The sequence below is a fragment of the Streptomyces niveus genome, from assembly GCF_001723055.1.
Taxonomy (GTDB): Bacteria; Actinomycetota; Actinomycetes; order Streptomycetales; family Streptomycetaceae; genus Streptomyces; species Streptomyces niveus.
The window spans coordinates 1-24,537 of sequence record NZ_MDCR01000011.1 but is presented as its reverse complement, the minus strand read 5'-3'; the positions used below and the strand labels follow the sequence as shown (position 1 = coordinate 24,537).

The 24,537-nt window shown below is 70.8% G+C and carries 22 protein-coding genes and 2 pseudogenes; 14 read left to right on the top strand and 10 right to left on the bottom strand.

Going from position 1 to position 24,537, the window contains the following annotated elements:
• The 6 genes and pseudogenes from BHU15_RS01795 to BHU15_RS01770 all read left to right on the top strand — a co-directional run.
• Positions 1-528 (top strand): annotated as a pseudogene (locus BHU15_RS01795) (VgrG-related protein); the annotation flags it as partial.
• A 36-nt stretch (positions 529-564) separates the two neighbouring features.
• Positions 565-852 (top strand): PAAR domain-containing protein, encoded by a 288-nt coding sequence (locus BHU15_RS01790; RefSeq protein WP_069625537.1) that lies wholly within the window; start codon positions 565-567, stop codon positions 850-852.
• Between the two features lie 9 nt (positions 853-861).
• Positions 862-1,293 (top strand): GPW/gp25 family protein, encoded by a 432-nt coding sequence (locus BHU15_RS01785; RefSeq protein WP_069625536.1) that lies wholly within the window; start codon positions 862-864, stop codon positions 1,291-1,293.
• Positions 1,290-3,284: a putative baseplate assembly protein gene (locus BHU15_RS01780; RefSeq protein ID WP_069625535.1), complete on the top strand. Its 1,995-nt coding sequence runs from the start codon at positions 1,290-1,292 to the stop codon at positions 3,282-3,284. Before BHU15_RS01785 ends, BHU15_RS01780 begins: the two co-directional genes overlap by 4 nt.
• Positions 3,285-3,288: 4 nt before the next feature.
• Positions 3,289-3,864 carry a phage tail protein gene (locus tag BHU15_RS01775; RefSeq protein WP_069625534.1) on the top strand — a complete coding sequence of 192 codons (576 nt, stop codon included), beginning with the start codon at positions 3,289-3,291 and terminating at the stop codon, positions 3,862-3,864.
• A gap of 245 nt (positions 3,865-4,109) precedes the next feature.
• A complete protein-coding gene (locus tag BHU15_RS01770) occupies positions 4,110-4,901 on the top strand; it encodes a discoidin domain-containing protein (protein ID WP_247748628.1) in 792 nt (263 codons plus the stop codon).
• A gap of 26 nt (positions 4,902-4,927) precedes the next feature.
• Here the strand turns inward: BHU15_RS01770 and BHU15_RS39630 are convergent, their stop codons facing one another.
• On the bottom strand, positions 4,928-5,338 hold the full coding sequence (locus BHU15_RS39630; protein WP_135068269.1) for a hypothetical protein: 411 nt from the start codon (positions 5,336-5,338) through the stop codon (positions 4,928-4,930).
• Positions 5,339-5,362: 24 nt separating this feature from the next.
• Here BHU15_RS39630 and BHU15_RS01765 point away from each other — a divergent pair, with 24 nt between their 5' ends.
• The gene (locus tag BHU15_RS01765; RefSeq protein ID WP_255293002.1) at positions 5,363-6,148 is read left to right on the top strand and encodes a phosphotransferase family protein; all 786 of its coding nucleotides are present in this window, start codon (positions 5,363-5,365) and stop codon (positions 6,146-6,148) included.
• Here the strand turns inward: BHU15_RS01765 and BHU15_RS01760 are convergent.
• A complete protein-coding gene (locus tag BHU15_RS01760; protein ID WP_107422752.1) occupies positions 6,134-6,871 on the bottom strand; it encodes a TetR/AcrR family transcriptional regulator in 738 nt (245 codons plus the stop codon). The genes BHU15_RS01765 and BHU15_RS01760 overlap by 15 nt on opposite strands.
• 114 nt (positions 6,872-6,985) lie before the next feature.
• Here BHU15_RS01760 and BHU15_RS01755 point away from each other — a divergent pair, with 114 nt between their 5' ends.
• Positions 6,986-8,188, top strand: a complete 1,203-nt coding sequence (locus BHU15_RS01755; RefSeq protein WP_069625532.1) for an FAD-dependent monooxygenase — start codon at positions 6,986-6,988, stop codon at positions 8,186-8,188.
• Positions 8,189-8,233: 45 nt separating this feature from the next.
• Here the strand turns inward: BHU15_RS01755 and BHU15_RS01750 are convergent, their stop codons facing one another.
• Together BHU15_RS01750 and BHU15_RS01745 are read right to left on the bottom strand one after the other, a co-directional pair.
• On the bottom strand, positions 8,234-9,034 hold the full coding sequence (locus tag BHU15_RS01750; protein ID WP_069625531.1) for an SAM-dependent methyltransferase: 801 nt from the start codon (positions 9,032-9,034) through the stop codon (positions 8,234-8,236).
• 88 nt (positions 9,035-9,122) lie between these two features.
• Positions 9,123-10,835 carry a serine/threonine-protein kinase gene (locus tag BHU15_RS01745; RefSeq protein WP_069625530.1) on the bottom strand — a complete coding sequence of 571 codons (1,713 nt, stop codon included), beginning with the start codon at positions 10,833-10,835 and terminating at the stop codon, positions 9,123-9,125.
• A gap of 806 nt (positions 10,836-11,641) precedes the next feature.
• Here BHU15_RS01745 and BHU15_RS01740 point away from each other — a divergent pair.
• Positions 11,642-12,475, top strand: a complete 834-nt coding sequence (locus BHU15_RS01740; protein WP_069625529.1) for a class II fructose-bisphosphate aldolase — start codon at positions 11,642-11,644, stop codon at positions 12,473-12,475.
• A 56-nt stretch (positions 12,476-12,531) separates the two neighbouring features.
• Complete coding sequence (locus tag BHU15_RS01735; RefSeq protein WP_069625528.1) at positions 12,532-13,317, top strand: DeoR/GlpR family DNA-binding transcription regulator; 786 nt, start codon at positions 12,532-12,534, stop codon at positions 13,315-13,317.
• A gap of 1,017 nt (positions 13,318-14,334) precedes the next feature.
• Here the strand turns inward: BHU15_RS01735 and BHU15_RS01730 are convergent.
• Together BHU15_RS01730 and BHU15_RS01725 are read right to left on the bottom strand one after the other, a co-directional pair.
• Positions 14,335-14,568 (bottom strand): hypothetical protein, encoded by a 234-nt coding sequence (locus BHU15_RS01730; RefSeq protein WP_069625527.1) that lies wholly within the window; start codon positions 14,566-14,568, stop codon positions 14,335-14,337.
• A gap of 11 nt (positions 14,569-14,579) precedes the next feature.
• Positions 14,580-14,954: pseudogene (locus tag BHU15_RS01725) on the bottom strand (Na+/H+ antiporter NhaA); the annotation flags it as partial.
• 222 nt (positions 14,955-15,176) lie between these two features.
• On the opposite strand from BHU15_RS01725, the gene BHU15_RS01720 reads away from it, so the two are divergent.
• Entirely contained in the window at positions 15,177-16,064 is an 888-nt protein-coding gene (locus BHU15_RS01720; protein ID WP_069625525.1) for an alpha/beta fold hydrolase, read from the top strand.
• 82 nt (positions 16,065-16,146) lie between these two features.
• On the opposite strand, the gene BHU15_RS01715 is transcribed toward BHU15_RS01720, so the two are convergent.
• Entirely contained in the window at positions 16,147-17,682 is a 1,536-nt protein-coding gene (locus BHU15_RS01715; RefSeq protein ID WP_069625524.1) for an alanine/glycine:cation symporter family protein, read from the bottom strand.
• Positions 17,683-18,170: 488 nt separating this feature from the next.
• On the opposite strand from BHU15_RS01715, the gene BHU15_RS01710 reads away from it, so the two are divergent.
• Genes BHU15_RS01710 through BHU15_RS01700 form a run of 3 tightly spaced genes read left to right on the top strand, consistent with a single transcriptional unit; the run spans position 18,171 to position 20,679 of the window.
• Entirely contained in the window at positions 18,171-18,836 is a 666-nt protein-coding gene (locus BHU15_RS01710; protein WP_069625523.1) for a YczE/YyaS/YitT family protein, read from the top strand.
• A gap of 20 nt (positions 18,837-18,856) precedes the next feature.
• A complete protein-coding gene (locus BHU15_RS01705) occupies positions 18,857-19,894 on the top strand; it encodes a ketoacyl-ACP synthase III family protein (protein WP_069625522.1) in 1,038 nt (345 codons plus the stop codon).
• Positions 19,891-20,679: a thioesterase II family protein gene (locus BHU15_RS01700; protein WP_079127808.1), complete on the top strand. Its 789-nt coding sequence runs from the start codon at positions 19,891-19,893 to the stop codon at positions 20,677-20,679. Before BHU15_RS01705 ends, BHU15_RS01700 begins: the two co-directional genes overlap by 4 nt.
• 6 nt (positions 20,680-20,685) lie before the next feature.
• Here BHU15_RS01700 and BHU15_RS01695 read toward each other — a convergent pair whose 3' ends face one another.
• The 3 genes from BHU15_RS01695 to BHU15_RS01685 form a co-directional block, all read right to left on the bottom strand.
• Positions 20,686-21,501: an SAM-dependent methyltransferase gene (locus BHU15_RS01695; RefSeq protein ID WP_069625521.1), complete on the bottom strand. Its 816-nt coding sequence runs from the start codon at positions 21,499-21,501 to the stop codon at positions 20,686-20,688.
• 87 nt (positions 21,502-21,588) lie between these two features.
• The gene (locus BHU15_RS01690; protein ID WP_069625520.1) at positions 21,589-22,698 is read right to left on the bottom strand and encodes a MupA/Atu3671 family FMN-dependent luciferase-like monooxygenase; all 1,110 of its coding nucleotides are present in this window, start codon (positions 22,696-22,698) and stop codon (positions 21,589-21,591) included.
• Positions 22,699-22,706: 8 nt separating this feature from the next.
• Positions 22,707-24,537, bottom strand: a 1,831-nt coding sequence (locus BHU15_RS01685) for a thioesterase domain-containing protein (protein ID WP_141726748.1), incomplete at its 5' end; no start/stop codon positions are given.

The following is a 24,537-nucleotide window of genomic DNA, read 5'->3' as shown; positions in this document are numbered from 1 at the left end:
GGCGGCGGGGGCGGGGGCGACACGGCCGACGGCGGTACGGGTATTCCAGGAGGCGGTTCAGGAGGCGACCTGGTCGACCCGACCAGCGGCGCCGTGAACCGCCGCGCCTTCGCCTCCAAGAGCGGAAACCAACTGGAGCTGCTGGAAGCCGCGAACGGCCCGCAAGGCGTACGGCTCCGCACGGGCGACGGCAAGCTCACGATCGCCCTCGACCGCACGAACACCGCCATCGTCGTCAACAGCGACGGCAGCGTGACCATCGAGGCCAAGGAGCGGGTCGCCATCAAGGCGGCCGGCGGTGTCGCGCTGGACGCGGGCCGTGGAGCACTCGAACTCACAGGGGACAGCGTGACGTTGACCTCCCGCAGCGGCGTCGCGGTGGACGGCGGGAACGGCAAGGTCGCGCTCTCCAGCGGTGGTTCGGTGGAGGTGCGCGGTGGCCAGGTCACGGTCGAGGGCGCCCGGCGTACCGACATCAAGAGCGGCAGCTCGGTCTCGGTCAACGCCCCCATGATCAAGCTCAATTGACGGTACGTCAGAGCTACACGAACAGGAGTGGACCGCATGTCGGCAGCAGCAGCCGCGGCAGCCCGGGTCGGTGACCCCACCGGGCACCCCGGCACGGTCGGACCGCCCGGTGTGCCGTCCGTGCTGATCGGCGGCAAGCCCGCCGCGACGGTCGGCACCGTACACAACTGCGCGTCGCCCGCCGCCCATCCGCCGTCGGCGCTCGCGCCGCCCGGCAGTTCGAGCGTGCTGATCGGCGGCAGCCCGGCCGCCCGCGTCGGCGATCTGGCGGGCTGCGGCTCACCGGTGGTGTCGGGCTGCGCGACCGTGCTGATCGGGGGGTGAGCGGGCCGTATGGGACAGCAATTCATCGGTGCGGGCTGGGCGTTCCCGCCGCGTACCGACGCCACCGGGTCCATCGCCCTGGTGCGCGGCCGGCACGCCCTGGAGGAGTCGATCCGGCTGATCCTGGCGACCTCGCCCGGCGAGCGGCCGATGCGCCCGGAGTTCGGCTGCGCCATCAACGACTACGTGTTCGCGCCCGCCGACGCGGGCACGGCAGGCCAACTCGCGTACGAGGTAAGGCTGGCGCTGGAGCGCTGGGAGCCCCGGATCGATGTCACGGAGGTCGTCGTCCGCTTCGACGAGGCCGACAACGGGGTGCTCTACATCGACATCGGCTACACGGTGCGGGGCGCGAACGACCCGCGCAATCTCGTCTTCCCGTTCTACGTGATTCCGCAGCACGCCGAGGAATCGGCCGACGACGAGGAGGCGGGCACGTGACGCTGCCCGGTCCGCAGCTGGACGACCGCACCTTCCAGGGCCTGGTGGACGAGGCCAAACGCCGGGTGCAGCAGCGCTGCCCGGAGTGGACCGACCACAATGTCTCGGACCCCGGAGTGACGCTGATCGAGGCGTTCGCGACCATGGTCGACCAGCTGGTCTACCGAGTGAACCGGGTGCCGGAGAAGAACTATCTGGCCTTCCTCGATCTGATCGGCGTACGGCTCCACCCGCCGACGGCCGCGCACACGGACGTGACGTTCCGGCTGTCCGCGCCCCGCCCGGACCCGGTGGTGGTGCGCGCCGGAACGGAGGTCGCCACCGTCCGTACGGAGACGGAGGAGGCGGTCGTGTTCACCACCTCCGCCCCCTTGTCGATCGTGCCGAGCGCGTTCGCCCATCTCGCCACCCGGCCGTCGTCCGGGGAGGCCGTCGACCGGACCGAGGAGTTGGCGCTCGGCCGGGACGTGCCCTGTTTCGGGACAACCCCCGCCGTCGGCGACTGCCTGTACGTGGGCCTGTCCGCCGCTGTACCGGCGGGAGTTGTCGTACTGCGGCTGGACTGCACGGTGGACGGCGTCGGTGTCGATCCACGGCGACCGCCGGTGCTGTGGGAGGCGTGGGACGGCGGCGCCTGGACGGTCTGTGACATCGAGAAGGACGACACCGGCGGCTTCAACCGGTCCGGCGAACTGATCCTGCATCTGCCGAAGACCCATTCCCCGGCGGCAGTTGTCCGGCGGACCGGTGGCTGGCTGCGCTGTCGGCTGATCGCGGCGGAGGCTGACCAGCCGACGTACATGGCGCCGCCCGTGGTCCGTGGGATCACCGCGTTCACGATCGGCGCGACCGTCCCGGCCGAGCACGCGGAGACCGTCACCGACGAGGTGCTCGGGCAGGCGGAGGGGGTGCCCGGCCAGGCGTTCGCGCTGGCCCGACCGCCGGTCGTACCGGGCGAGTTCGTGGTCGAGGTGACCGGCCCCGGATCGGGGGCGGACCCCGAACGGTGGACCCGCGTCGACGACTTCGCGCACTCCGGTCCCGAGGACCGGCACGTCACCCTCGACGCGAACTCCGGCCGGGTCGAGTTCGGCCCCGCCGTACGCGAACGGGACGGCGGAATTCGCTACTACGGCCGCGTACCGGCCAAGGGCGCCACGGTCCGGGTGCGGTCCTACCGCACCGGCGGCGGGCTGCGCGGCAACGTCGCCCGCTCCACGCTGCGGGTCCTGCGCGGCGCGATCCCGTACGTGGCCCGGGTCGAGAACCGCCGCCCGGCGCTCGGCGGGGTCGACGGCGAGAGCGTCGACAGCGCGCGGGTGCGCGGGCCGATGACGCTGCGGACCCTGCACCGGGCGGTCGTCCCGCACGACTACGAGTTGCTGGCGCGCGAGGTCGCCCCGGACGCGGCGCGCGTGCACTGCATCCCGGCAAGCTTGGACGACGCCAGCGCCGGGGCCGACGGGGGCGACGACGCGGGCGCGGTCGAGGCGGGCGGGGTACGGCTGCTCATCGTCCCGGCCGGACGCGGCGACGCGCGGGGCCGGATCGAGTTCGACGAACTCGTCCCACCCGAGCAGACGCTCAGTCTGATCTCCGACCATCTGAACGCCCGGCGCCCGATCGGCACCCGGCTGGCGGTCGAGCCGCCGTTCTACCAGGGCGTCACGGTCGTCGCCTCGGTCCAGACCGAGCGCGGGGCGGTCGCCGAGAAGGTACGGGAGACGGCGCTGGCCGCGCTGTACGGGTACTTCAACCCGCTCACCGGCGGGCCGGGCGGCCAGGGCTGGCCGTTCGGCAGACCGGTGCAGTCGGGTGAGGCGTTCGCCGTGCTCCAGCGCGTACCGGGGGTCGACCTCGTGGAGGACGTACGGCTGTACCGCGCCGACCCGGTCACCGGGGAACGCACCGACGCGACGACGAAGATCCCGCTGGACCGGCACGCGCTCGTCTTCAGCTACGAGCACCAACTCCGGGTGAGAGGAGCCTGAGCCGATGCGCGCCGACGTTCCCGGTCTGCCGACCCCGCACCCGCTGATCGAGCAACTGCCCGCCGTCTACCTGGAACAGGACTTCCTGCGGCGCTTCCTCGCCGCGCTGGACGACGTACTCGCCCCGGTGCTGCTGACGATCGACAACGTGCCCGCGTATCTGGACCACCGCAGCGCGCCGGACGACTTCCTCAACTGGCTGGCGGGGTGGGTGGCGGTGGAGCCGCATGGGGACAGCCCCGCCGACCAGCGGCGTGCCGAGGTACGCGGGGCGGTGGCCCGGCACGCGCGGCGCGGGACGGTCGGCGGACTGGCCGAGGCGCTGCGGCTGGAGACCGGCGGCACGGAGCCGGAGATCGTCGAGAGCGGCGGCACCGTCTGGTCCACAACTCCGAACACCCCGCTGCCGGGCGACGCCGTTCCCTGGGTGACGATCCGGGTCAGGGTGGGTGAGGGGCAGCGGCTCGACCGGGTACGGCTGGAGGAGCTGATCGCCACGGAGGTCCCGGCGCATGTCGGGTTCACGCTGGAACTTCTGCCGCCGGGCGGGGGCGCGGGCGCGGGAGGTGCTGGGGAGTGATCTGCGAAGCGTGCGGCCACCGGAACGCGCCGGGGCGGGAGTTCTGCGCCTCGTGCGAGGCGTTCCTGGCATGGGAGCCGGAGGAGGGAACACCGGCACCACCGACACCAGCACCAGCACCGCCGCAGCCGCCCGTGTCTCCGGCACCGGTGGCGCCAACTCCCCCGCCCGCACAGCCTGATCCCCCTGTCGCGGCCCCGAGACGTCCCGGCGAGAGCGCGGACACCCCCGCACCGGGTCCGGACGTGGACACCCGTGCGGCCGCTGCCACCGAGCCGACACCACCGCCCACGACCACCGGACCGCCGGTCATCTGCCCCCACTGCCGTACGGCGAACACCCCGGACCGCACCCTCTGCGTCCGCTGCGCCCTCCTCCTGGACCCGGGCCCGCCGCCCGCGATCCGCCCGCCCTGGTGGCGGCGGATCCTCACCCGCGGCCCCCGCCGCTCCCCCGTCGCCGGCACCCGTCCGCGACAGGGATGGCGCAGACCGCGGGTCGGTCTGCCGATCGTGCTGATCCTGCTGGCGGTGGGAATCTGGTTCGCGCTCCCGCACATGGCCGGTCTGTTCGGCCTGGCGAAGGAGGAGACGGGGAAACCCGAATCGGTACCGCCCACCGAATGCCGCGCCTCCACCGCCCAGTCGGGCCATCCGGCCGCAGCGGCGGTGGACGGCTTCAACAACCGTTACTGGGCGCCGAAGGAGACCGGTGACGGCATCGGCGAGTTCCTGGAGTGCGACTTCGCCGAGCCCGTGCGGGTGATGAAGCTGCTGGTGTTCTCGGGGACTTCGGCACGCAAGGACGAGTTCCTCACCCAGGCCCGCCCGGCCTGGCTCAGCGTCCAACTGACCTCACAGGACGGCGAACGCACGAGCCGGACCATCCGGCTTCGGGACCAGGCGGGCGAGCAGACCTTCGACCTGCGCGGCACGGACACCGTACGGGCCAGACTCACCGTCAACTCGGCGTACGGCGCGGGGAAGGACCGCCGAATCGCCCTGGCCGAGGTCGAGTTCTTCGGCCGCCGGCCCTGACGGGGTCACGGCCTCGGCCGGGGGCGCTACTTGATGGAGCCCGTCCAGTGGGGGTCCTCGGCGAGGATGTCAACGCTCTCGTCCATGCGGGTCATGGTGAACACGATGTCGAGGCCGTCGGCCTTGGGCAGTGCGTATTCGGAGGTGAACGTGCCGGTCTTGGCCGGGGCGAGCCGGCCGCCCATCAACCGGGACCCGTTCTCGGTGAAGACCGATTCCGTCGTACCGCCGGTGGTGGCGCCCTGCGCGTCGAAGCCCCACGCGTCGAGGTCGATCGGCTTCTTGGACCCGTTGGTGATGTCCCACGAGACACGGAAACCGGTCTGGTCGGCCTCGGGCTCGCCGCAAGCTGCGGTGAGCGGCAGAAGAGTGACGGCCCGGGCCTTCCTCGCCTGGCAGGATCGCGTCTCATGAGTTCTGTCCCGTGGAGCACTCACGCTGTCGAGCTGGGGCCGGCCGACGTGACCAAGCGATTCCGGCACGGGGGCCGAGAGCGGTGCGAGCGGGAGTGGCGGGCGCTCACGCTGCTCGCGACGTACGCACCGGGGCTCGCGCCGACCCCTCTCGATGTGGGACTGACGGCCGACGAGCCGTTCGTGGTGATGTCCCGGCTGCCGGGCGAGCCGCTACGAGGGAAGCCGCTCACCCGGCGGCAGCTCAAGGCCCTGGCAGCCGCTGTGGGTGAGTTGTACGCGGCGCTGCCCGCCGGCGTACTGGACGAGGTCCCCCTCAGGCCTGGCCGGCAGGACCAGCTCATCGCCCAGATCCATGCGTGGGCGCCGCGGGCTCGCCCCCGGGTCGGCGGCGAGGTGGGCGTCGCGATGGACCGGGGGCTGGAGTGGCTGGCCCGCTCGGGCATGGAGGGAGCCGGCCGGCCAGATGTGCCGCGGGTCTTCGGGCCCGGTGACGGCAATCTGGCCAACTACCTCTGGGACGGCTCGCGCGTACGGATCGTCGACTTCGAGGACTCCGGCCTCAGCGACCGCGCCTTCGAACTGGCGGAGATCACCGAGCACGTGGCCAGTTGGGTGGACCACCCCCTCGATGTCGCCTCGTTCCTGGGCGAGTTCGACCTGGACGCCGTGGAACGCGTTCGTCTTCAGGACTGCCGCAGGCTGCTCGCGCTGGTGTGGTTGTTCCTGCTGTCCTTCGACGATCCCGAGAATCCCCGCAACCCGCCGGGAACGGCCGAACGCCAGGCCGTCCGTATGATCGGCCTGCTCAACCCCGGTTCACGGCCGAGGTGAGGCGGCGCGGCGGTCGATGAGGGCGGCCAGGCCGTCCAGGATCCGTTGGAGGCCGAACTCCCACGCCTGGTCCTGCCCGTCGGACTCGACCGCCGACGCGAAGGCCGCCGTGAGCGCCGGATACGACTCGCCGTGGCTCTGGATCAAGTCGCCGAGGATCGCCCCCAGTTGTGCCTCCGGGTTGCCCGCGGGGCCGCCTGACGCGTGGGCCTGCTGGGTGATACCGCGCACGTGGCCGACCAGCAGGACGGCCGCGTCCATCCGTTCGGCGCCGGTCAGTCCCGTACCGTCCAGCGCGGAGACCGCTCGCTCCAGCCAGGACAGCTCCCCCGGGCCCTGCACGCGCGGCCCGACCGTGGCGGCCAGTACCCAGGAGTGCTGCAGGAACAGGGCGAGCAACTGGCGTGCCCACGACTCCAGTTGCTCCCGCCAGCCGCCGGGCGGGCGACCCGGCGCCGGTGCGGGGCACGGGCCGATGGCGGCCTCCACCATCAGAGCGACCAGCTGCGCCTTGCCGGGGACGTACCGGTAGAGCGCCATCTTCGTGACGCCCAGCCTTTCGGCGACCCGCTGCATCGACACATCGGCCAGCCCCTCCGCGTCGGCGATCTCGATCCCCGCCCGCGCGATGCGGGGCAGGTCGAGTGTCGGCCGGGGGCCGCGCGCGGGTCTGGGGTGCGGGCCCCACAGCAGCCGCACCATCTCGGCGTGCTCACCGTCCATGCCTGCCGCTCCTCCTGTGCGCCGCGCACTCGCGCCTTGCCGAAACAACTGCGTCTAAGGTACACAGTAATCAATAGTGCCCCTGGGACACAGTTTCTGAGCGGGGGATCATCCATGAACAAGAACGTCCTCATCTCCGGCGCGAGCATCGCCGGCCCGGCACTGGCCTTCTGGCTCGGCCGCCTCGGCTTCAAGCCCACCGTCGTCGAACTGGCCCCGGCCCTGCGCCAAGGAGGTCAGGCCGTCGACTTCCGCGGCGCGGCGCACCTGACCGTGCTGGAGCGCATGGGCCTGCTCCCCGCACTGCGCGAGATCGAGACCGGCGGCAGCCCCATGCGCTTCGTCGACGCGAGCGGCCGGACCCTGCTGCGACTGCCCGCCGAGTTCGCCGGGGGCGAGACAGAGGTGCTGCGCGGGGACCTGGCCAAGGTGCTGTACGAGCACAGCCTGCCGTACACCGAGTACGTCTTCGGCGACTCGATCACCGGCCTCACCGAGACGTCCACCGGCGTCCGGGCCGACTTCCGGCGCGGGGTCTCACGCGACTTCGGGCTGGTCGTCGGCGCGGACGGGCTGCACTCGAACGTCCGTCGTCTCGCGTTCGGCCCGGAGGAGGACTATGTGAGCCATCTCGGGTACTACGCCGCCACCTGGCGGCTGCCGAACGATCTGGCGCTGGCGCTGGAGAAGGGATCGGTCGGCTACAACGTGCCGGGGCGACTCGCGTCCGTCGGCGCCGATCACCGGGACCCGACCCAGGCCGGGGCGTTCTTCGCCTTCGCCGCACCGGAGTTGGCGTACGACCGCCACGACATCGACCAGCAGAAGCGTCTGGTCCACGACGCCTTCGACGGCCTCGGCTGGGAGGTGCCCCGGCTGCTCGCCTCCCTGCGCGACGCGCCCGAGCTGTACTTCGACTCCATCAGCCGCGCCGACGTGGACACGTGGTCGAAGGGGCGCGTATGCCTCGTCGGTGACGCCGCCTGCGGGGCCACCATCGGCGGCATGGGCTCGGGAACCGCGCTGGTCGCCGCCTACGTGCTGGCCTGCGAACTCGCGCGCACCCCGGACGATCACCGGGCCGCGTTCACCCGCTACGAGCGCGGGCTCCGGAAGTACGCCGAAGGCTGCCAGGCGGGCGGCGACCGCACGGGGAAGTTCCTCGCGCCCGGCACCGCCACCGGCATACGTCTGCGTAACACGCTGCTGTCCCGCCCGCTGCTCCTGAACGGCATGCTCAGGTTGGGAGAGCGGGTCAGCAGCACCGTGACACTGCCCGACCATCCAGCCGGCCTCAGCCGGGCCGGTCGCCGGTGAGCGTGGTCAGCGGGATCGCGGAGTCAGCGGGGTCGGCGGGAGGGTTCAGGGCTTGCGCGCCACCGCGCCGTACATCGCGATGTCACTGTCGAGGACACCCCGTTGGTCGGCCTCCGGCCACCACTTGTGGACCTGTGTGACGCCGGGATCGACCAGTTCCAGGCCGTTGAAGAAGGAGAGGGCGGTGGCGTGGTCACGCAGCACCATCGGCATGTTCTGGCGCTCGTACTCCTCCGCCACCCGGCCGACCTCCTCCGGCGCGAAGTCGCCGGTGCCGATCGTCATCGCCAGATAGCTCCCCGAGGGGAGCGGCTCCAGCAGCCTGCGTACGAGTTCGCGGTCGGCGGGCGGCCTGATGAAGTGCATGATGCCGATGATCATCAGTCCGACCGGCTCGTCCAGATCCAACAGCTCCCGGAATTGCGGGCTTTGCGTGATGGACTCCGGGTCCTGCATGTCGGCGTCGATGTACGCCGTCGCTCCCTCGGGGGAGCTGTTCAGAAGGGCACGGGCGTGGGCGAGGACGATGGGGTCGTTGTCGACGTAGACCACGTGCGACTCGGGCGTGATCTCCTGGACGACCTCGTGCAGGTTGGGTGATGTGGGCAGACCGGTGCCGATGTCGAGGAACTGCTCGATGCCCCGCTCCCGCGCGAGAAAACGGCCCGCGCGGTGCATGAAGCGGCGGTTCTCCCGCATGTGGACGGGGAGCGCCGGCCAGTGGCGGCACATCGCGTCGCCGGCCTCGACGTCGACGGGGTAGTGGTCCTTGCCGCCCAGAATGTAGTCGTACACGCGCGCCGAGTGCGCCGTCTTGGTGTTGATCCGATCCTTCGGGTTCTGCATCGCCGCACTCCACACCGTCGTACTGGCCAGACTTGGCGGCAAGGGTACCGCCCAGGTGTTCGCTTACGGGTACGTGAAGGCGCCCGTTTCAGGAGCCCGTTCGGGCGAAGGACCTGTGCGCCTCGACGAAGTGCCGCTCCCCCAGGGCCGCTTGACCGGCGGGCGCGGAGACCCACAGGTCGTACATCTTGCCGCCCTCGTTCCAGCTCAGGTCGTAGGTACGGCGCGGCCCGCCGTCCTGGGCGCCGCCGTCCCAGGTGAACTCCCAGACGGCGGCGGGCAATCCGTTGTGCGTGGTCTCGCGGACGGAACCGTCCCGGTAGCCCGGGTAGTCCGACGGGCCGGACTCGTGCGCCTGCCGCATCACCGCGGCGGGGCCGTTCGGATCCTGCGGCTGGGGATGGACGCCGATACGGAAGGCGTCGTCCGCCGAGTTGTAGAAGACGCGGGGGGACTCGTCGGTGCGGACGAAGCCGGTGGGCGTCGCCATGGTGAAGCCGGTGGGGTCGGAGACCGTCCGGTAGCCGGCGGGGGCCGGGTCGTCGGCCCCGGGCGTGGCCGCCGACCCGGTGGGACCGGGCTTGCGCTTCCCCGCACCCGTCCCCTCGCCGAGGGGTTCGGGTTCGTCGGAACGCTTCCCGTCAGGGCTCTTGGATGGCTTCGGTGTCGCGGCGTCGGACTCCTGGCCCTCCCGCACCTCGTCCGCCGGACCGGCGCTCTCCGTCGCCTTGGAGTCGTCCCTCGTCATCACCCACGCACCGGTACCGCCCGCGGCGAGGGCGACGACCAGCGCGCCGGCCAGCAGCGACGTGCGGACACGGGGGCGCGCGGCCCGCGCGGGAGCGGCGCCGAGCACGACCGGGTCGCCGGCGGGGACCGGGGAACCGGGCCGGGTGGGCGCCGATGTGCGGGACGCCGTCGGGCGGGGCGCGCCGGGTATTCGCTCCCGTGTTCCCGGCTGCGTTCCCTCCCCCGTTCCCTCCTGCGCCAGAAGTCCGTGCAGCGCGTCCTCCACCGCGTCCGCGCCGAGGCGGAGGCCGGGATCACGCTCAAGGAGACCGTTCACGACGGGCAGCAGCGGCCCGACCGAGTCGGGCACCTTGACCTCGTCCATCACCACGGCGTGCAGCACCTCCACCACGGAGTCGCGGCGGAACGGCGACTCGCCCTCGACGGCCGCACAGAGCAGCACGCCGAGCGACCACAGGTCGGACTCGGGGCCCGTTCGCTTCCCCGACATCCGCTCGGGCGCGGTGTACTCGGGCGAGCCGACGAACGCGCCCGTCTCGGTCAGCGTCGTCTGCCCGTCGACCTGCGCGATCCCGAAGTCCGAGAGCACCACGCGGCCTGTACCGGCTTCCAGGAGTACGTTGGCGGGCTTGAGGTCGCGGTGCAGCACACCGGCCGAGTGCGCGGCGCGCAACGCGGCCAGCAGGGCGAGGCCGATCCGGGCGGCCTCGGCGGGTGGCACCGGGCCGTCCACGGCGATCCGGTCGGCGAGCGAACTGCCGTCGATCAGCTCCATCACGAGCCAGGGCTGCGCGTCGTGCTGGACGACGTCGTGCAGGACCAGGACGCCGGGATGCCTCACCTGCGCGACCGAGCGCGCCTCGCGCATGGTGCGTTCGCGCCGGCTCTCGGCCTCGGCGGGCGAGAGCCCTTCGTCGACGTGCAGCTCCTTCATGGCGACGGCCCGCCCGAGCAACTCGTCGTTCGCCCGCCAGACCGTGCCCATACCGCCGCGCCCGAGCGGTGTCGTGACGCGGTAGCGCCCCGCGATGAGATCCCCGTGACTTGCCATGGCGGCATCATACGAACTCCCCTTTGGCAAGGCGTAGTTGGGCTGATTCATGACCGTGGTGCGCGAGGGACGTGATCGAGCGGTGAAGAGGGGCGGGTGCCGCGAGCAGGAAGACAGAGGCCGCAGGGCAGTGCTGCGGGCGACGCCCGCGAACTCTTCGCGCAGTGCTGGTCGCTCCTGGACGCGAGCGGGGAATCGAACTCCGAAGGAGCCGGCGTTCGTCTCTTCGAACTCTTCGGCGACGTGGCCCGTCAAGTGACCGCCTCCGGCCGAGGAGCCCCGAGCCTTCCGACGGCGATGATTGATTCTGCTGCCAACCTGTATCTTATGAGCAACTTGGAGCATCCAAGTTGCAGCAACAGGCGTTACGCTCCTCAGACCGGGGTGCCGCTTCCCATGTCCGCCTCGCCCCCTTCGCCCATCCTGGAGTTCGTGCATGACTGCGCCGAGCACGTTCCGTGATCCCGAAGAACAGCCGTGCGTGCCTGGAAACGCCGGCGTCGGCCGCGTCGATCACCGCGGCATACTCCGCGCGCTCCGGGCGCGGTGTCGACGGAGCAGCCGCCGTGGCCGCCCTGCTGACCCAAGGCGACCCCGGCGCCCAAGCGGTGTGGGACTGCGCGGTTGACGCGCCGGCCACGGCACTGGCCGCCTCACCACGTGCTTCGCGCGCGCCTCATGGATCGGCTCACCTTCCAGCGGCGTCCCGAGCTGGTCCGGAGTGAACTCGGAGACGAGGCAGGGTGCCTGGGCGCGGCGTTGATGGCCTGGCAGGCGGCGGACGACACAACAACAGGAGACGACCCATGCCATTGACACGTACTGACGAGATCATCGATTCGGCCTACCGCGACGGCGTGGGCGTCGGTGCCTTCAACGTCGTGCAACTGGAGCACGCCGAGGCCATCGTCGCGGGCGCCGAGGAGGCCCGGCTGCCGGTGATTCTTCAGGTCAGCGAGAACACCGTCCGCTACCACGGTTCGATCGTCCCGATCGGTTCGGCCTCGCTCGCCCTGGCCCGCCTCGCCGACGTCCCTGTCGCGGTACACCTCGACCACGCCGAATCGGTCGACCTCGTCTACGAGGCCGTCGAACTCGGCTTCAGTTCGGTGATGTTCGACGCGTCCAAGCTGCCGTACGACGAGAACGTGGCCGCCACGCGCGACATCACCGCGTACTGCCACGACTCAAGTGCCTGGGTGGAAGCGGAACTTGGCGAGGTCGGCGGCAAGGACGGCGCCCACGCGCCCGGCGTCCGCACCGACCCCGGTGAAGCGCGCGCCTTCGTCGAGGCGACGCGTGTCGATGCCCTGGCGGTCGCGGTCGGCAGCTCGCACGCCATGCTCAGCCGCGACGCTGTCCTCGACTTCGCCCTGATCGCCAAGCTGCGCGAGGCCGTCGGCGTCCCCCTCGTCCTTCATGGCTCCTCGGGGGTCGCCGACCCGGATCTCCGCGCGGCCGTCGCGTCAGGCATGACGAAGGTGAACGTGTCGACGCACCTGAACAGCATCTTCACGCGTACTGTCCGCGATGGCCTGGGCCGGTCCGCAACGGTCGACCCCCGCAAGTACCTCGGCCCGGCCCGCGATGCCGTGGCCTCGGAGGTCGCACGACTCCTGCGGGTCCTCGGCGGCACCTGAGTCGTTTCGCGCACATTGTTGCGCGCTAAACTGCCGAAACGAGCGAGGAGGAACAAGTGGCGTCACACGCGCGGTGGACTCAGCTGCTGGAGATCCTCAGCGACAAGGGCCGGATCGACGTGCTCGACACCGCCGAGCAGTTGGGGTGTTCCCCCGCCACGATCCGGCGAGACCTGGACGAACTCGCTCGGCAGAACCTGCTGACGCGCACGCGGGGCGGCGCCGTGGTGAGCGCCGTCGCCTACGACCTGCCCCTGCGGTACAAGGTGGCCCGCAAGGCGGACGAGAAGCTGCGCATCGCCAAGGCCGCCGCCGCGCTGATCCCGGCGGGCTCCACCGTGGGGATCAACGGCGGCACGACGACCTCGGAGGTGGCCAGGGAGCTGGCCGTACGGCCCGCCCCCGCCGACGCGGCGGGCGGCGTCACCATGACCGTCGTCACCAACGCGATCAACATCGCCAACGAACTCGCGGTCCGCCCGCACGTGAAGATCGTCGTCACCGGCGGGGTGGCACGGCCCAACTCCTACGAACTCGTCGGCCCGTTGGTGAACTCCGTCCTCAACGGTCTCGCACTCGATTTCACGATCCTGGGGGTGGACGCCGTTCACCCCCGCCTCGGAGCGGCCACCCACGACGAGTCGGAGGCCGGCGCCAATCGCGCGCTCGCCGAGTGCGCGAACCAGGTGATCGTGGTGGCCGATTCGTCCAAACTGGGCCGCCGCGCCTTTGCCCTGGTGTGCGAGATGAGTGCCGTATCGGTCCTCGTGACCGACAAGAACGCGCCGCAGGACATCGTGGAGGAGATCTCCAGCCGAGGCATCGAAGTCCTGTGCGTCTGACACGCCTCCCCTGACAACTACACGTTCAGGAGCCTTCGGGCCGGATGACGAAGTCGTACCGGTGGGGAAGCGTCGTGTCAGGACCCGCGGTGAGGGCCCGGCCTCGGCGGTGGCGCGCCGCCAGGCATTCCACAGGTCGCTCAGTGCCGTGTCGCCTTCGCGCAGGTTCGGGACGTCGAGGCCGTCGTTCCAGATGCGCCCGCATCGGGTGGTGTCACCGGTTTCGAGCGCCGCTCTCGCCTCCAGCATACGAAGACGTCCGTCCGCCCGCTGGTCCGCGCCCCGGCTGTCGATGCGCTCAAGTGCCAGGTCGGCGCCGCCCGCACGCAGCAGGATGCCAACGAGCTCCCGTGTGAGGGGAAGGTGGTCGGGGGCCAGGTCGCCGGCGCGTACGTAGGCGTCCACGGCGGCGGGCAGCCGCCCGCGGTGGGCCGCGAGTGCTCCGAGGTTGCGCCAGCCAGGCGTTGGGGGTGTCCTCGACCGATCGGGTCCAGGCGTCGGCGGCGCCGTCGAGATCTCCCCTGGCGACTCGCAGGACGCCGAGGCAGAGCGGGGAGAGCCGCCCGTCGGCCTGTTCGAGCAGCGGCTCCCATTCCGGGGAGACTTCGTAGGAGGCCGTTGGCGCGTCGATGGCCTTCGAGCGCGCCCCAGCCGGAGCCCGGGTGTAGGAACTCGACGGGTTCTCCGGTGGTCCAGTCTTCGGCTTCCTCCAGTTCCCGCTCAATCCGTGCGGAGGTGATCAGGGCGTCAACTCCCCTGCCTGCGGCGGCGCGTGCCTGCTGCCAGTCGTCACTGTGGGCGGCGGCCGGATCGATGTGCACGTGGCCGTACGCCTCGGTCCAGGACCAGGTCGTTCTGGCCGGCAGGGCCAGGTGTTCGAGCTGGGTGCGGGCCAGACCCGCCTGGATTTCCAGGTAGGGCGTGCCGGGGCCGGAGAGCCATTCCTGCCAGCGGTTGCCGCCTCGGTGCGTGCCCCAGTGGAGGAGCTTGCGCCCGGTCAGGCGCCTGGTCGATCATTTAGGGTCCGTCCCCGCTGTCGAGCTCGAAGAAGTAGTCGGCGGACGCGGCGGCCCGGGCGGTGTAAGTGAGATCCGTACCGGCGTAGTTGGGCACCGGGACGCGGCGGAGCCGGTGATCGTAGGCGAAATGCCAAGCCTGGTCCGCCGGGGCGATGACGCGGGTGTCAGCCGTTTCCGGAACGGCGATGTTGGACCACCAGTACACCGGCACCTCGTGGTCGTTGGGGTTCACGATGCTAGAGCGGCGGGTACCGCCATCCCGCACACTGCGGCCACCACCGGCAGCGCCGCCGCGGCGGGAGTACGTAGTTCACCGGCGACCAGCTCGCGCTTCAGCTCGATGCCCGCGACGAGGAGGAACACGGTGAGCAGCCCGTCAGCAGCCCAGTGCCCCACGGAGAGGTCCAGACCCAGCGCACCGATTACGAAGTGCGCGTCGCGCACCGAGACGTAGCTCCCGCTCCAGGGGGAGTTCGCCCAGATGAGCGTGGCCAGCGCCGCTGCCAGCAGCACCATGCCGCCGACCGTCTCGGTCCGCAGCGCCCCCGCCACGGCCGTCCGCCCGCGCCACGACGGCACCCCGAGAAATGGTGAACGCTCATCAGAGGCACGGCGCATGAAAGGGAGACCTCCGGGGTCGACCAGTGAGCGGACACAGTTCTCCCGTGTCGCCGACCAGACTTCCCGGCACTCCAGCGCGTTTCTTGACGCGTTACTGGCACGGTATCCGCATTGGCTGATCCACGCACCTGTGCATCCTGCCTGGTGACGGTGGTGGAGCGAGCCGTGGATCCGCACCGGAAAGGATCGTCTGGGGGACACGTCTGGGACAGTGACACGATGGCCTCCCTCTACCGCAGTGCCGAAGCCCGTCAAAAGATCCGCGACTGGTGCACCACCCGTATCGGTCGGTGGCCGACGGCGCACCGCACGGCGGAGATCAGCACCCGAGCCGGCCCGACCCACCTCGTCGTGGCGAACGAAGGCGCCCAACGGCCCTTGGGCGCACCGGCGGTGGTCCTGTTACCCGGCACGAACTTCAACGCCGCGACCAGTCTGGTCCTGGCGACCGAACTCGCCCGGCACTGGACCACCTACCTCCTCGACGTGCCCGGACAGCCCGGTCTCAGCGGCCCGGACCGGCCGTCCCGGCCCCGCCTCGCCTTCTACGGACAGTGGCTCGGCGAAGTCCTGGACCACGCCGTGGGCCGGCCCACCATCCTGCTCGGGCATTCACTCGGCGGCGGTATCGCCCTGGCCTGCGACTCCCCGCTGATCTGCGGCAGAGTCCTGATATCCCCCGCCGGGCTGACCCGGCTTTCAGTCAGCCGGTGCGTCCTGTCGGCAACCCTGCCCTGGCTGCTGCGCCCCACCGACACACGCTCCACGCGCCTGCTGCGGATGATGTCCGGGCCGCACGGCGCGCCAGGAGTGGAACTCGCCGCCTGGATGACCCTGGTCGCCGGCAACTGCCGCTCCAGCCTTGCCCCCGCACCACTGCCGCCCAGCACCTTCGCACAGGCCAGGAACGCGGCGGTCAACCTCGTCGCCACCGGAGAACACGACATCTTCCTGCCACCCGCCCGCCTGCGTACCCCCACCACCCGGGACCTTCACACCCGCTTGCACGTCTTGCCCGGCGCCGGACACCTGGCAACGGAGGAGGCCCCTCGGCGCATCAGCACCCTGGTGGCCGAAGCCGTCCGCCGCGGCACAACCGGCCGGTAAGAGCCCGGACGGGCTCCTGGAGAGGAGAGAGGCGCGGTCGGCCCCCCGGCAGGGGGCCGACCGCGCCGGAAGACGGTGAGGGTCAGGATTCGGAGACGGCCGGAGCCTTCTCCGCGGCCGGGTCCTGGGCTTCACCGCTGTCGCGCCGGCGTACGTATGCCAGGAACGTCTCAAGTTCCCGCTTGACCACCGGGGCCAGGAAGTAGAGGCCGATGATGTTGATGACGGCCAGCGTGAACAGCACGGCGTCCGCCATGTCGATCAGGGTCTGGAGGGTGAGCAGCGAGCCGGCGACGGCGAACAGGGTGTAGACCACCTTGTACGTGATCTCGCTGGTCCTGCTGCGGCCGAAGAGGTACGACCACGCCTTGAGGCCGTAGTAGCCCCAGGTCAGGACCGTGGAGATCGCGAAGAGCAGCACCGCGACGGTGAGGATGTAGGGGAACCAGGGCAGTACGGTCTCGAAGGCGTCGGAGGTGATCGTCACGCCGCCGATGTCCTGTCCGGTCCGGGCCTCGGCCCAGCTCGCGGGGTTGGCGATCACGATGGTGAGCGCCGTCATGGTGCAGATGATCACCGTGTCGATGAACGGCTCCAGCAGCGCCACCAGGCCCTCGCTGGCCGGGTGCTTCGTCTTGACGGCCGAGTGCGCGATCGGCGCCGATCCGAGCCCGGCCTCGTTGGAGAACGCGGCACGCCTGAAGCCGATGATGAGCGCGCCGAGCACACCGCCCGCGACGCCCTCGGGGTTGAAGGCACCCTCGACGATGGTGACGACGGCGGAGGGCAACTCGCCCACATTGACGAGGATGACGGTCAGGCACGCGGCGATGTAGATCACTGCCATGGCGGGCACCAGACGACTGGTCACCGAAGCGATCGAGCGGATGCCGCCGAGCAGGACGACACCGACAAGAGCCGCGACCAGCAGGCCGAACAGCAGCGCACCGGCCGAGGAGCCCAAGGCGCCGTCCTCGCCGCCGGTGACGGACACGAGCTGCGCGTAACTCTGGTTCACCTGGAGGAGGTTGCCGCCGAAGAGGCCGAAGAAGAGGATCATCGCCGAGGCGAGCACGGCGAGGATCTTCCCGAAGGATGCGCCGCGGCTGCCGAACCGTTCGGCCAGGCCTTTGGGGAGGTAGTGCATGGGGCCGCCGGAGACGGTGCCGTCGGCGTGCACCTCCCGGTACTTCACGCCGAGGGTGACCTCGACGAACTTGGTGGCCATGCCGAGCAGCCCGCAGAGGATCATCCAGAACGTCGCTCCGGGCCCGCCGATACTGACCGCGACCGCGACGCCGGCTATGTTCCCCAGCCCCACGGTGCCGGAGACCGCCGCCGTGAGCGCCTGGAAATGGTTCACCTCGCCCGCGGCCGACTCGTCGTCGTACTTGCCGCGCACCACGGCGACGGCCAGCCGGAACCGGCGGAACTGTACGAACCCGAACCAGCCGGTGAAGACGAGGCCCGCGATCACCAACCAGGCCACGATCAGCGGGAGTTCCGTGCTCCCGACGGGAACGGCGTAGAACACCACCTCCCCGAGCCAGGAGGCGATCGGTTCGAAGAATCCACTGACGGATTCGTCGACCGACTCGGTGAGCGAATCAAGTGACATCTGGCTACCTCGGAGGCGCAGGCCGACGCGTAGGCACACGCCGGGTGGGGGCAGGCATGGGGAGACAGCCAGGTCCGGGACCGTCAGGGGCGACCCGATCCGCGGACCCGGACCGGACTCACCCCGGTGGTACGTACCGGTGCGCACCGGCGAAACCGCCACCGGAAAGAGAGTCCCCGGAAACGGATTCAGGCAGTCCTACCACGCCCTTTACATGCTCTTTAGTGACGCACGTCACAAGATCGGGCCCATTTCAGAGGCCCACGGGCCCACCGCGCATGATCGTTACAGGAATCTGAGCCCCAGTTGAGGGAAGAGACCGCTTCGGACGGCGCGGCGGAACTGGGGTTGATGCTGGGGCCGGTCCCGGGGCGGGCGTCCGTGGTTTGGGCGAGGCTCGTCGTCCGTGACCGCCCTGCCTCAACCGCCCCAGCTGTCTGGAGAGTCGAGTGAGTGACACGTCCCGGGGTCAGGAACCTAACAGCCGTATGCGCCGCCATGTGGCGCGCCACCGCGGGCGCTACGCCGTCTATCTGATGGGGTGCCTGCTCTTCTCGACCGGCGCCGCCTTCTTCATCCACGCCGATCTGGGCACCGACCCGCTGGACGTCTTCGCCCTCGGGCTGCTGGAACACGCGCCGTTGACCATCGGTATCGCCCAGGCACTCGTCGCGGTGGTGTGCCTGGCCGTGTGGGCCGGCTGGAACCGGCGCAGGCCGCCCGTCTCGCCGTTCGTGACGTTCTTCCTCTGCGGCAGCGTCATCGACGTGCTCCGCGCCGTGGACGCGGCCGGCCTGGTGCCGGTACGGCCCGGCGCGCTGATGCTCGTCGGCGTACTGCTGTGCACCTACGGATCCGCGCTGATCATCATGAGCGGCATCGGAATCCGTGCGATGGATCTGGTGGCGATCACCATGACACACCGGTGGCACTGGCCGTTCTGGGCAGCGAAGGGCAGCCTGGAACTGATCCTGCTGGTGACCGGCTATCTGCTGGGCGGTCCGGTGGGGCTGGGCACCGTGTGCTTCCTGGTGTTGGTCGACACCCTGATCCAACCGTGCATGTGGCTGAACGCACGTCTTTTCTCGCTGCGCAACCACGGGCTCGACCGGCCTGTGCCGGTATCCGCCGAGCCCGGTCCCGCCACCGCCTGAACGAGAGGTCGTCCACCATCATGCTGCTCTCCGACGTGTACCTCGCGGGTCTGGGTGCCTGTGTTCCCGCACGGGTCACCACCGAAGAAGCCGTAGCCGCAGGCTGGTACGACGCGGCGGAGGCGAAGACGCTCGGCTGGCGGTCGGTGGCCGTGGCCGGCGGGACCCCGGCACCCGACATGGCGATCGAGGCGGCCCGCGAGGCACTCGCGGCGTCCGCCCACGCCGACGCCGACATCGATGTCCTCATACACGTGTCGTGCAACCACCAGGGTCCCGATCTGTGGTCGCCGCAGCATTACGTGCTGCGCCACACCGTGGGCGGCACCATTCCGGCCCTGGAGATACGGCAGGGGTGCAACGGCTTTCTCGCCGCTATGGAGTTCGCGAGCCTCTACCTGACGGCGTCGGCGGACCGTACGGCGGCGCTGATCACATCGGCGGACAACTGGGGAGATCCGCTTGTCGACCGTTGGCGCGCCACGCCGGGCGGGCTGTTCGGCGATGTGGCCACGGCGTGCGTCCTGTCGCGGCGTGGCGGTTTCGCCCGGCTGGTCAACGTACGCGCCGTGTCCCTGCCGGAGCTTGAGGAACTGAACCGGGGCGGCGAGCCGCTGTTCCCGCCGGGCTGTACGACCGGGACGCGGGTGGATCTGCGCGAGCGCGCCGCCACGTACAAGGGCGGTCAGGATCTGGTCGACGCGGGGCGGCTCATGGGCGAGACCCAGCGCTCACTGATCGTCGAGACCCTGGAGGAGGCCGGGCTCAAGCCGCAGGACATCACGCGGGTTGCCCACCAGTTCGTCGGGGACCGACAGGTGCTGGGACGGCTGCTCGAACCGTTCGGTGAGGACGCGGCGGACAAGGGTGTGTGGGACTTCGGCCGGGGTGTCGGTCACACCGGGGCGAGCGATCAGAGCAGCGCGCTCCACCATCTGGTGTCGACGGGCGCGCTGTCACCGGGCGACCGGGTGATGCTGCTGGGCGCCGGTGCCGGAATCTCCTTCTCCTGCGCGGTGGTCGAGATCCTCGACGTACCGGCACCGGCCGGCGCGTGACCGTGACCACGTCCGTCCCGGCGGCGAGCGCGTGGGCACTGCGGATGCGGGAACCGGTCGCGGGAGCGCCGGATCCACTGGTGCGCCTGGTGTGCGTCCCGTACGCCGGGGGCGGCGCCGCCGTCTTCCACGAGTGGGCCGCCGGGCTGCCGGCCGCGGTCGAGCCGTGGGCGGTACGCATGCCGGGCCGCGACGCCCGGCTGACCGAACCACCGCGGACCGACCTGCGCGCGACGGCGGGCGAACTGGCCGATGCCCTGGCCCCGACGCTGTCCGGGCCGTACGCGTTCTTCGGTCACAGCCTCGGCGCCTTCGTCGCGTTCGAGACGGTACGGGCGCTGCGAGGGCGGGGGGTGCCGGAGCCGGTACTCCTCGCCGTGTCGGCCCGCAACGCGCCGCAGGAGCCGACATACAGGGGCGCCGTGCACCAACTGCCCGACGAGGAGTACCTGAACGTACTGGACCGGCGCTACGGCGCGATCCCGCCGCTCATTCGCGAGGACGCCCGGATGAGGGCGATGTACCTGCCGATCCTGCGGGCGGACACCACCATGCTGGAGACCTACCGGTACGTGCCGGGGCCCGCGCTCAGCTGCCCGGTGATCGCCTACGGAGGCACCGAGGACCCGGAGACGACCCCCGAATCGCTGGCCGGCTGGGGGAAGATGACGCGGGGCGGCTGCACTGGGGTGCTGCTGCCCGGCGATCACTTCTTCCTCCAGCCGTCCCGCGACCGGCTGCTGGCTCACCTGTCCGCGGAGGTGCTTCGCGCGCTGGTGCCCTGAGCGCTCTCAGCGCCTGCGTGCCGTGAGCAGGACGTATCCGAGTCCCGGGGTGTAGAACGTGTCGACCTCGGGGTCGAGCATGGCGCGTACGACTTCCTCGCCGGCGATGTCCACCCACTCCTCGCGATGTTCCAGCATCATCGTGCGGAGTTGGCCGCGTACCGGCTCGGGCACCCGGATGTGCGGCGTCACGTCCGTCACCTCCAGGACCTCGAACCCGGCTTTGGTCAGCAGTGGTTCGTACGTGTCCAGCGTCACCGCGGTGACCAGCGGGTGGATCTCGGACCAGTCCTTGCCCGGTTCGTGGAACATGTCGGCGACGGCGAGGGTCGCGCCCGGACGCAGCACCCGGGCGGCCTCGGCGACGGCCCGGGGCTTGTCCGGCATGTGGATGAGCGACTCGAAGAACCAGCCCGCGTCGAACGAGGCGTCGGGGTACGGCAGTTGCTGGGCGTCGGCGAGTTCGAACCGGACCCGGTCCGCCAGTTCCGACTCGATGGCACGAGCGGTGGCCAGCTCGATCTGGCGAGGGCTGACCGTCACACCCACGACATCGACCGGGTGGCCGGACGCGAGCCGCAACGCCGGCTTGCCGATGCCGCAGCCGATGTCGAGCACGCGCTGACCGGCCTGAGGGGCGAGGCGCTCGATCATCAGGCCCGTCAGGCGCTCGGTGGCTTCCTGGAAGGTGGACGTGTCGTCGGCGTTCTGCCAGTAGCCGACGTGGAGGTTGCTGTCGTTGATGCGTGCGTGGAACTCGCTGAAGGTGTCGTAGAGATCGGCGACGGCTTCGCTGTTGGAGGCGGGCTGCGACGAGGTCATGCGTACCTCTTCCTTGGGTGGGTCGGACGGGTCCCGTGGAGTTCGGCCACGGGCGCGCTGGGCGGCGGTGCGTGGAGCCGGTTGTGGTCAGGTGGTGTAGTACCAGCTCATGGGGGTGGCGGCGGTCGGCGCGGAGTCCGGGGCCGGGCCGGCCGGCTCGGCGGGTTCGACGGCGCAGCGGCGGCGGAGCGCGTCCAGCGCGGGAAGGCTTGCGAGTACGTCGTCGAGGGGCAGCCCGAAGTCGACGAGGCAGGCGATCTCGTCCGCCCCCACCGCGCGCAGCCTCTCGACGGTGGCGGCGCACTTGTCCTCGGTCCCCAACAGCGAGCGGCGGCTGTAGTAATCCTCCGCCATGATCTCGGCGAGCCTGTCCTGTTCGGCGGCGTCGGTGCCGCGCCGGTGGCCGCCGACCTGGTCGTCGTTGCGCTTCTGCGTCATGAACGAGGCGAGGTAGCGCTTGACCGGCTCGCGTACCCGGTCCCAGACGGCCTGTTCGTCGTCGCCGACATAGGTGTGCATGCCCACGGTGACGGTGCCGGCGGCCGGGTCGTGGCCGGCTCGCTCGCGGGCCGCCCGGTAGCGGCTGATGTCCTCCGCCAGTTTCTCCCAGCTCGTGAGCAGCGTGAGGACGTTGAGTCCGCGCTCCCCGGCCTCCGTCCAGGTGTGCGGGTTCGAGGTGTGGACCAGCCACAGCGGCAGTTCCGCCTGACGCGGACGGGGATAGGTGCGCACGTCCAGGGTGCTGCCGTCCGGTCCGGGGAAGGCACGGGACTCGCCCCGCCACAAGGCGGCGACGGTGTCGACATGGCCGAGGGTGTACTGCCTGCGCCGCTCGTAGTGGTCCGGGTAGAAGACGAAGTCCCCCTGGTGCCATCCGGTTGCCAGGCAGACACCCACCCGTCCGCCGGAGAGCTGGTCCACCAGGGACCACTCCTCTACGAGGCGGACCGGATGATGGTGGGGCAGGACCACACTCCCGGCCCGGATCCGCAGGTTCTCGGTGGTGACGGCGAGGGCGGCGGAGAGCACGGCCGGGTTGGGGAAGCTGCCGCCGAACTCCTGGAAGTGGCGTTCCGGGGTCCAGATCGCGGTGAATCCGCGGCGGTCGATGTAGCGGGCCACGTCGAGGATGAACCGGTACCGGCTGCCGAAGTCGTTGCGGTCGTTGGCGGAGAAGAAGTAGACGCTGAAGTCCATGGGTTTCCTCACCTGGTGGCGTCGGGGCCCGCCGGGCTGAGCGAGGCGGGAAACAGACTGCTGGGGAACGTACGGGTGTTGAGTACCGGCGACAGCATCCCGGCGATCCGGGCCAGGTTCTCGTCGTGGGCGATGGTGTGGTGGTCGGCGCGCATCTCGTGGATGGTCAGGTGCGGCCCGACGAACTCGGCCAGCCCGTTGGACCGGTCGGCGCTGGTGCGCGGGACGGCCGGCAGGTCGTTGCTGTTGCCGGGAGCGAGAAAGCCTTCCGTGGCGTGGAAGAGGGTGGTCGGTACCGCGCTGCGCAGGGGCTCCGGCCGATACGCCTGGAGCAGATCACCGTTGTGGAGCATGAGTTCGTGGCGTACCAGAATCTGACGTTCGATCATTTCCCGGTCGGGGTGAGCGGCGGAGCGATCATGGATGTGACGGGCCACCAGGTCCAACTGCGCCGCCAGACCGAGCCCGGTGAGCGAGTCGAGCCGGATCTGCTCGCCGACCCCCCACCGCTGACACATCGCGTTGCCGAGCATGACCAGTGAGAACGCCTCGGCCTCCATTTCGGTGACCGTGCCCCAGTCCACGCTGTCCCAGGCTTCGGTGCCCGGCATGATCGGGTCGATCGCGATGAGATGGCTCACCTCCTCGCCCGCCAGCTGAAGTTGCCGGGCCATCTCGTAGGCGAGCACCCCGCCGAAGGAGCAGCCACCGAGCAGGTAGGGCTCGCCGGGGAAGTGGTTGCGCAGCTCGCCGACGTAGTGGGCGGCCATGTCCTCGACCGAGTCGTACCGGCGGGGCTCACCGTCAGCGGCGGCGGCGCCGATCTGTTCCAGACCGATGACCGGCGTGTGCGGGCCCAGATGCCGGGAGAGGTAGATGGCGTAACTGACCTCGCCGTACAGGTTGTGCGCCCAGATGGACCGGCGGCTGTCACCGTGCCGGTTGATGGCCACCACGGGCGAGGCCGCCGGGCTCCGGGGGGTGATCGGACGTGCCGGGGTGCGACCGGCCGTCCGCCCGGCCTGACCGGCGCTCAGCAGTCGCCACGGCTCGATGTCGATGTCGACGATCTCCGGGGGCGGCGCGATCCACCGGTGGTAGTCCCCCGGCGCGCCTCCCGGGGCCGCCGCCCGTACGACCGTGGTGCGCTCCGGTCCGCCGATCGGGGGCAGCCGGTGGGAGGCGGCGGCGGTGACGAGCGCCGACCGCCATCGGGTGCCGAGCTCCAGCCGGGCGCTCAGTGCCTCTGTGTCCAGCGGCGCGTGGACGGCCAGAGACGCGCAGACCCGTGCCAGCGCCTCACCTTCCGGGCCGCCCGCCGGATCGGCGGCGTTCGCCGGCCGGCCGGCGCCCCACACACCGGCCAGCGTCGCGGCCACCTCGGCCAGTGACGCTGTCCACGTCTCGTTCCTCGGCCGCTCCCCAGGAGCGGGGGTCCCGATGAGGAGCAGTTCCTCGACGGGCAGACCACGGTCGTGGAGCAGGCGGGCGGTCTGCGCGGCGACGTAGCCGGCCACCCCCTGGCCCGCGATGCGGCAAGAGCCTCCTGGGTGCGCGGCGGCAACGGCTTCGGCACAGAGACCGGCGAGGACGTCGATGTCGCCGACCGGTGTCGCCCCTTCGCGGAAGCCGGGCGACTCGACACCGATCACCGGACCGGCCTTCCCCAGCTGACCGACCAGACGCATCAGCCAGGTCAGTTCACCGGTGTCGCCGAAGACGCAGTACACGGGCGTTCCGGGCCCGTCCGCGGTGAACGGCACGAGCCGGGGCCGGGGGGTTACGGGCGGTGCGGGGAGCCGGGCGGGCGCGGCGGGGCCGGCTCCGTCGCGCCGGTCC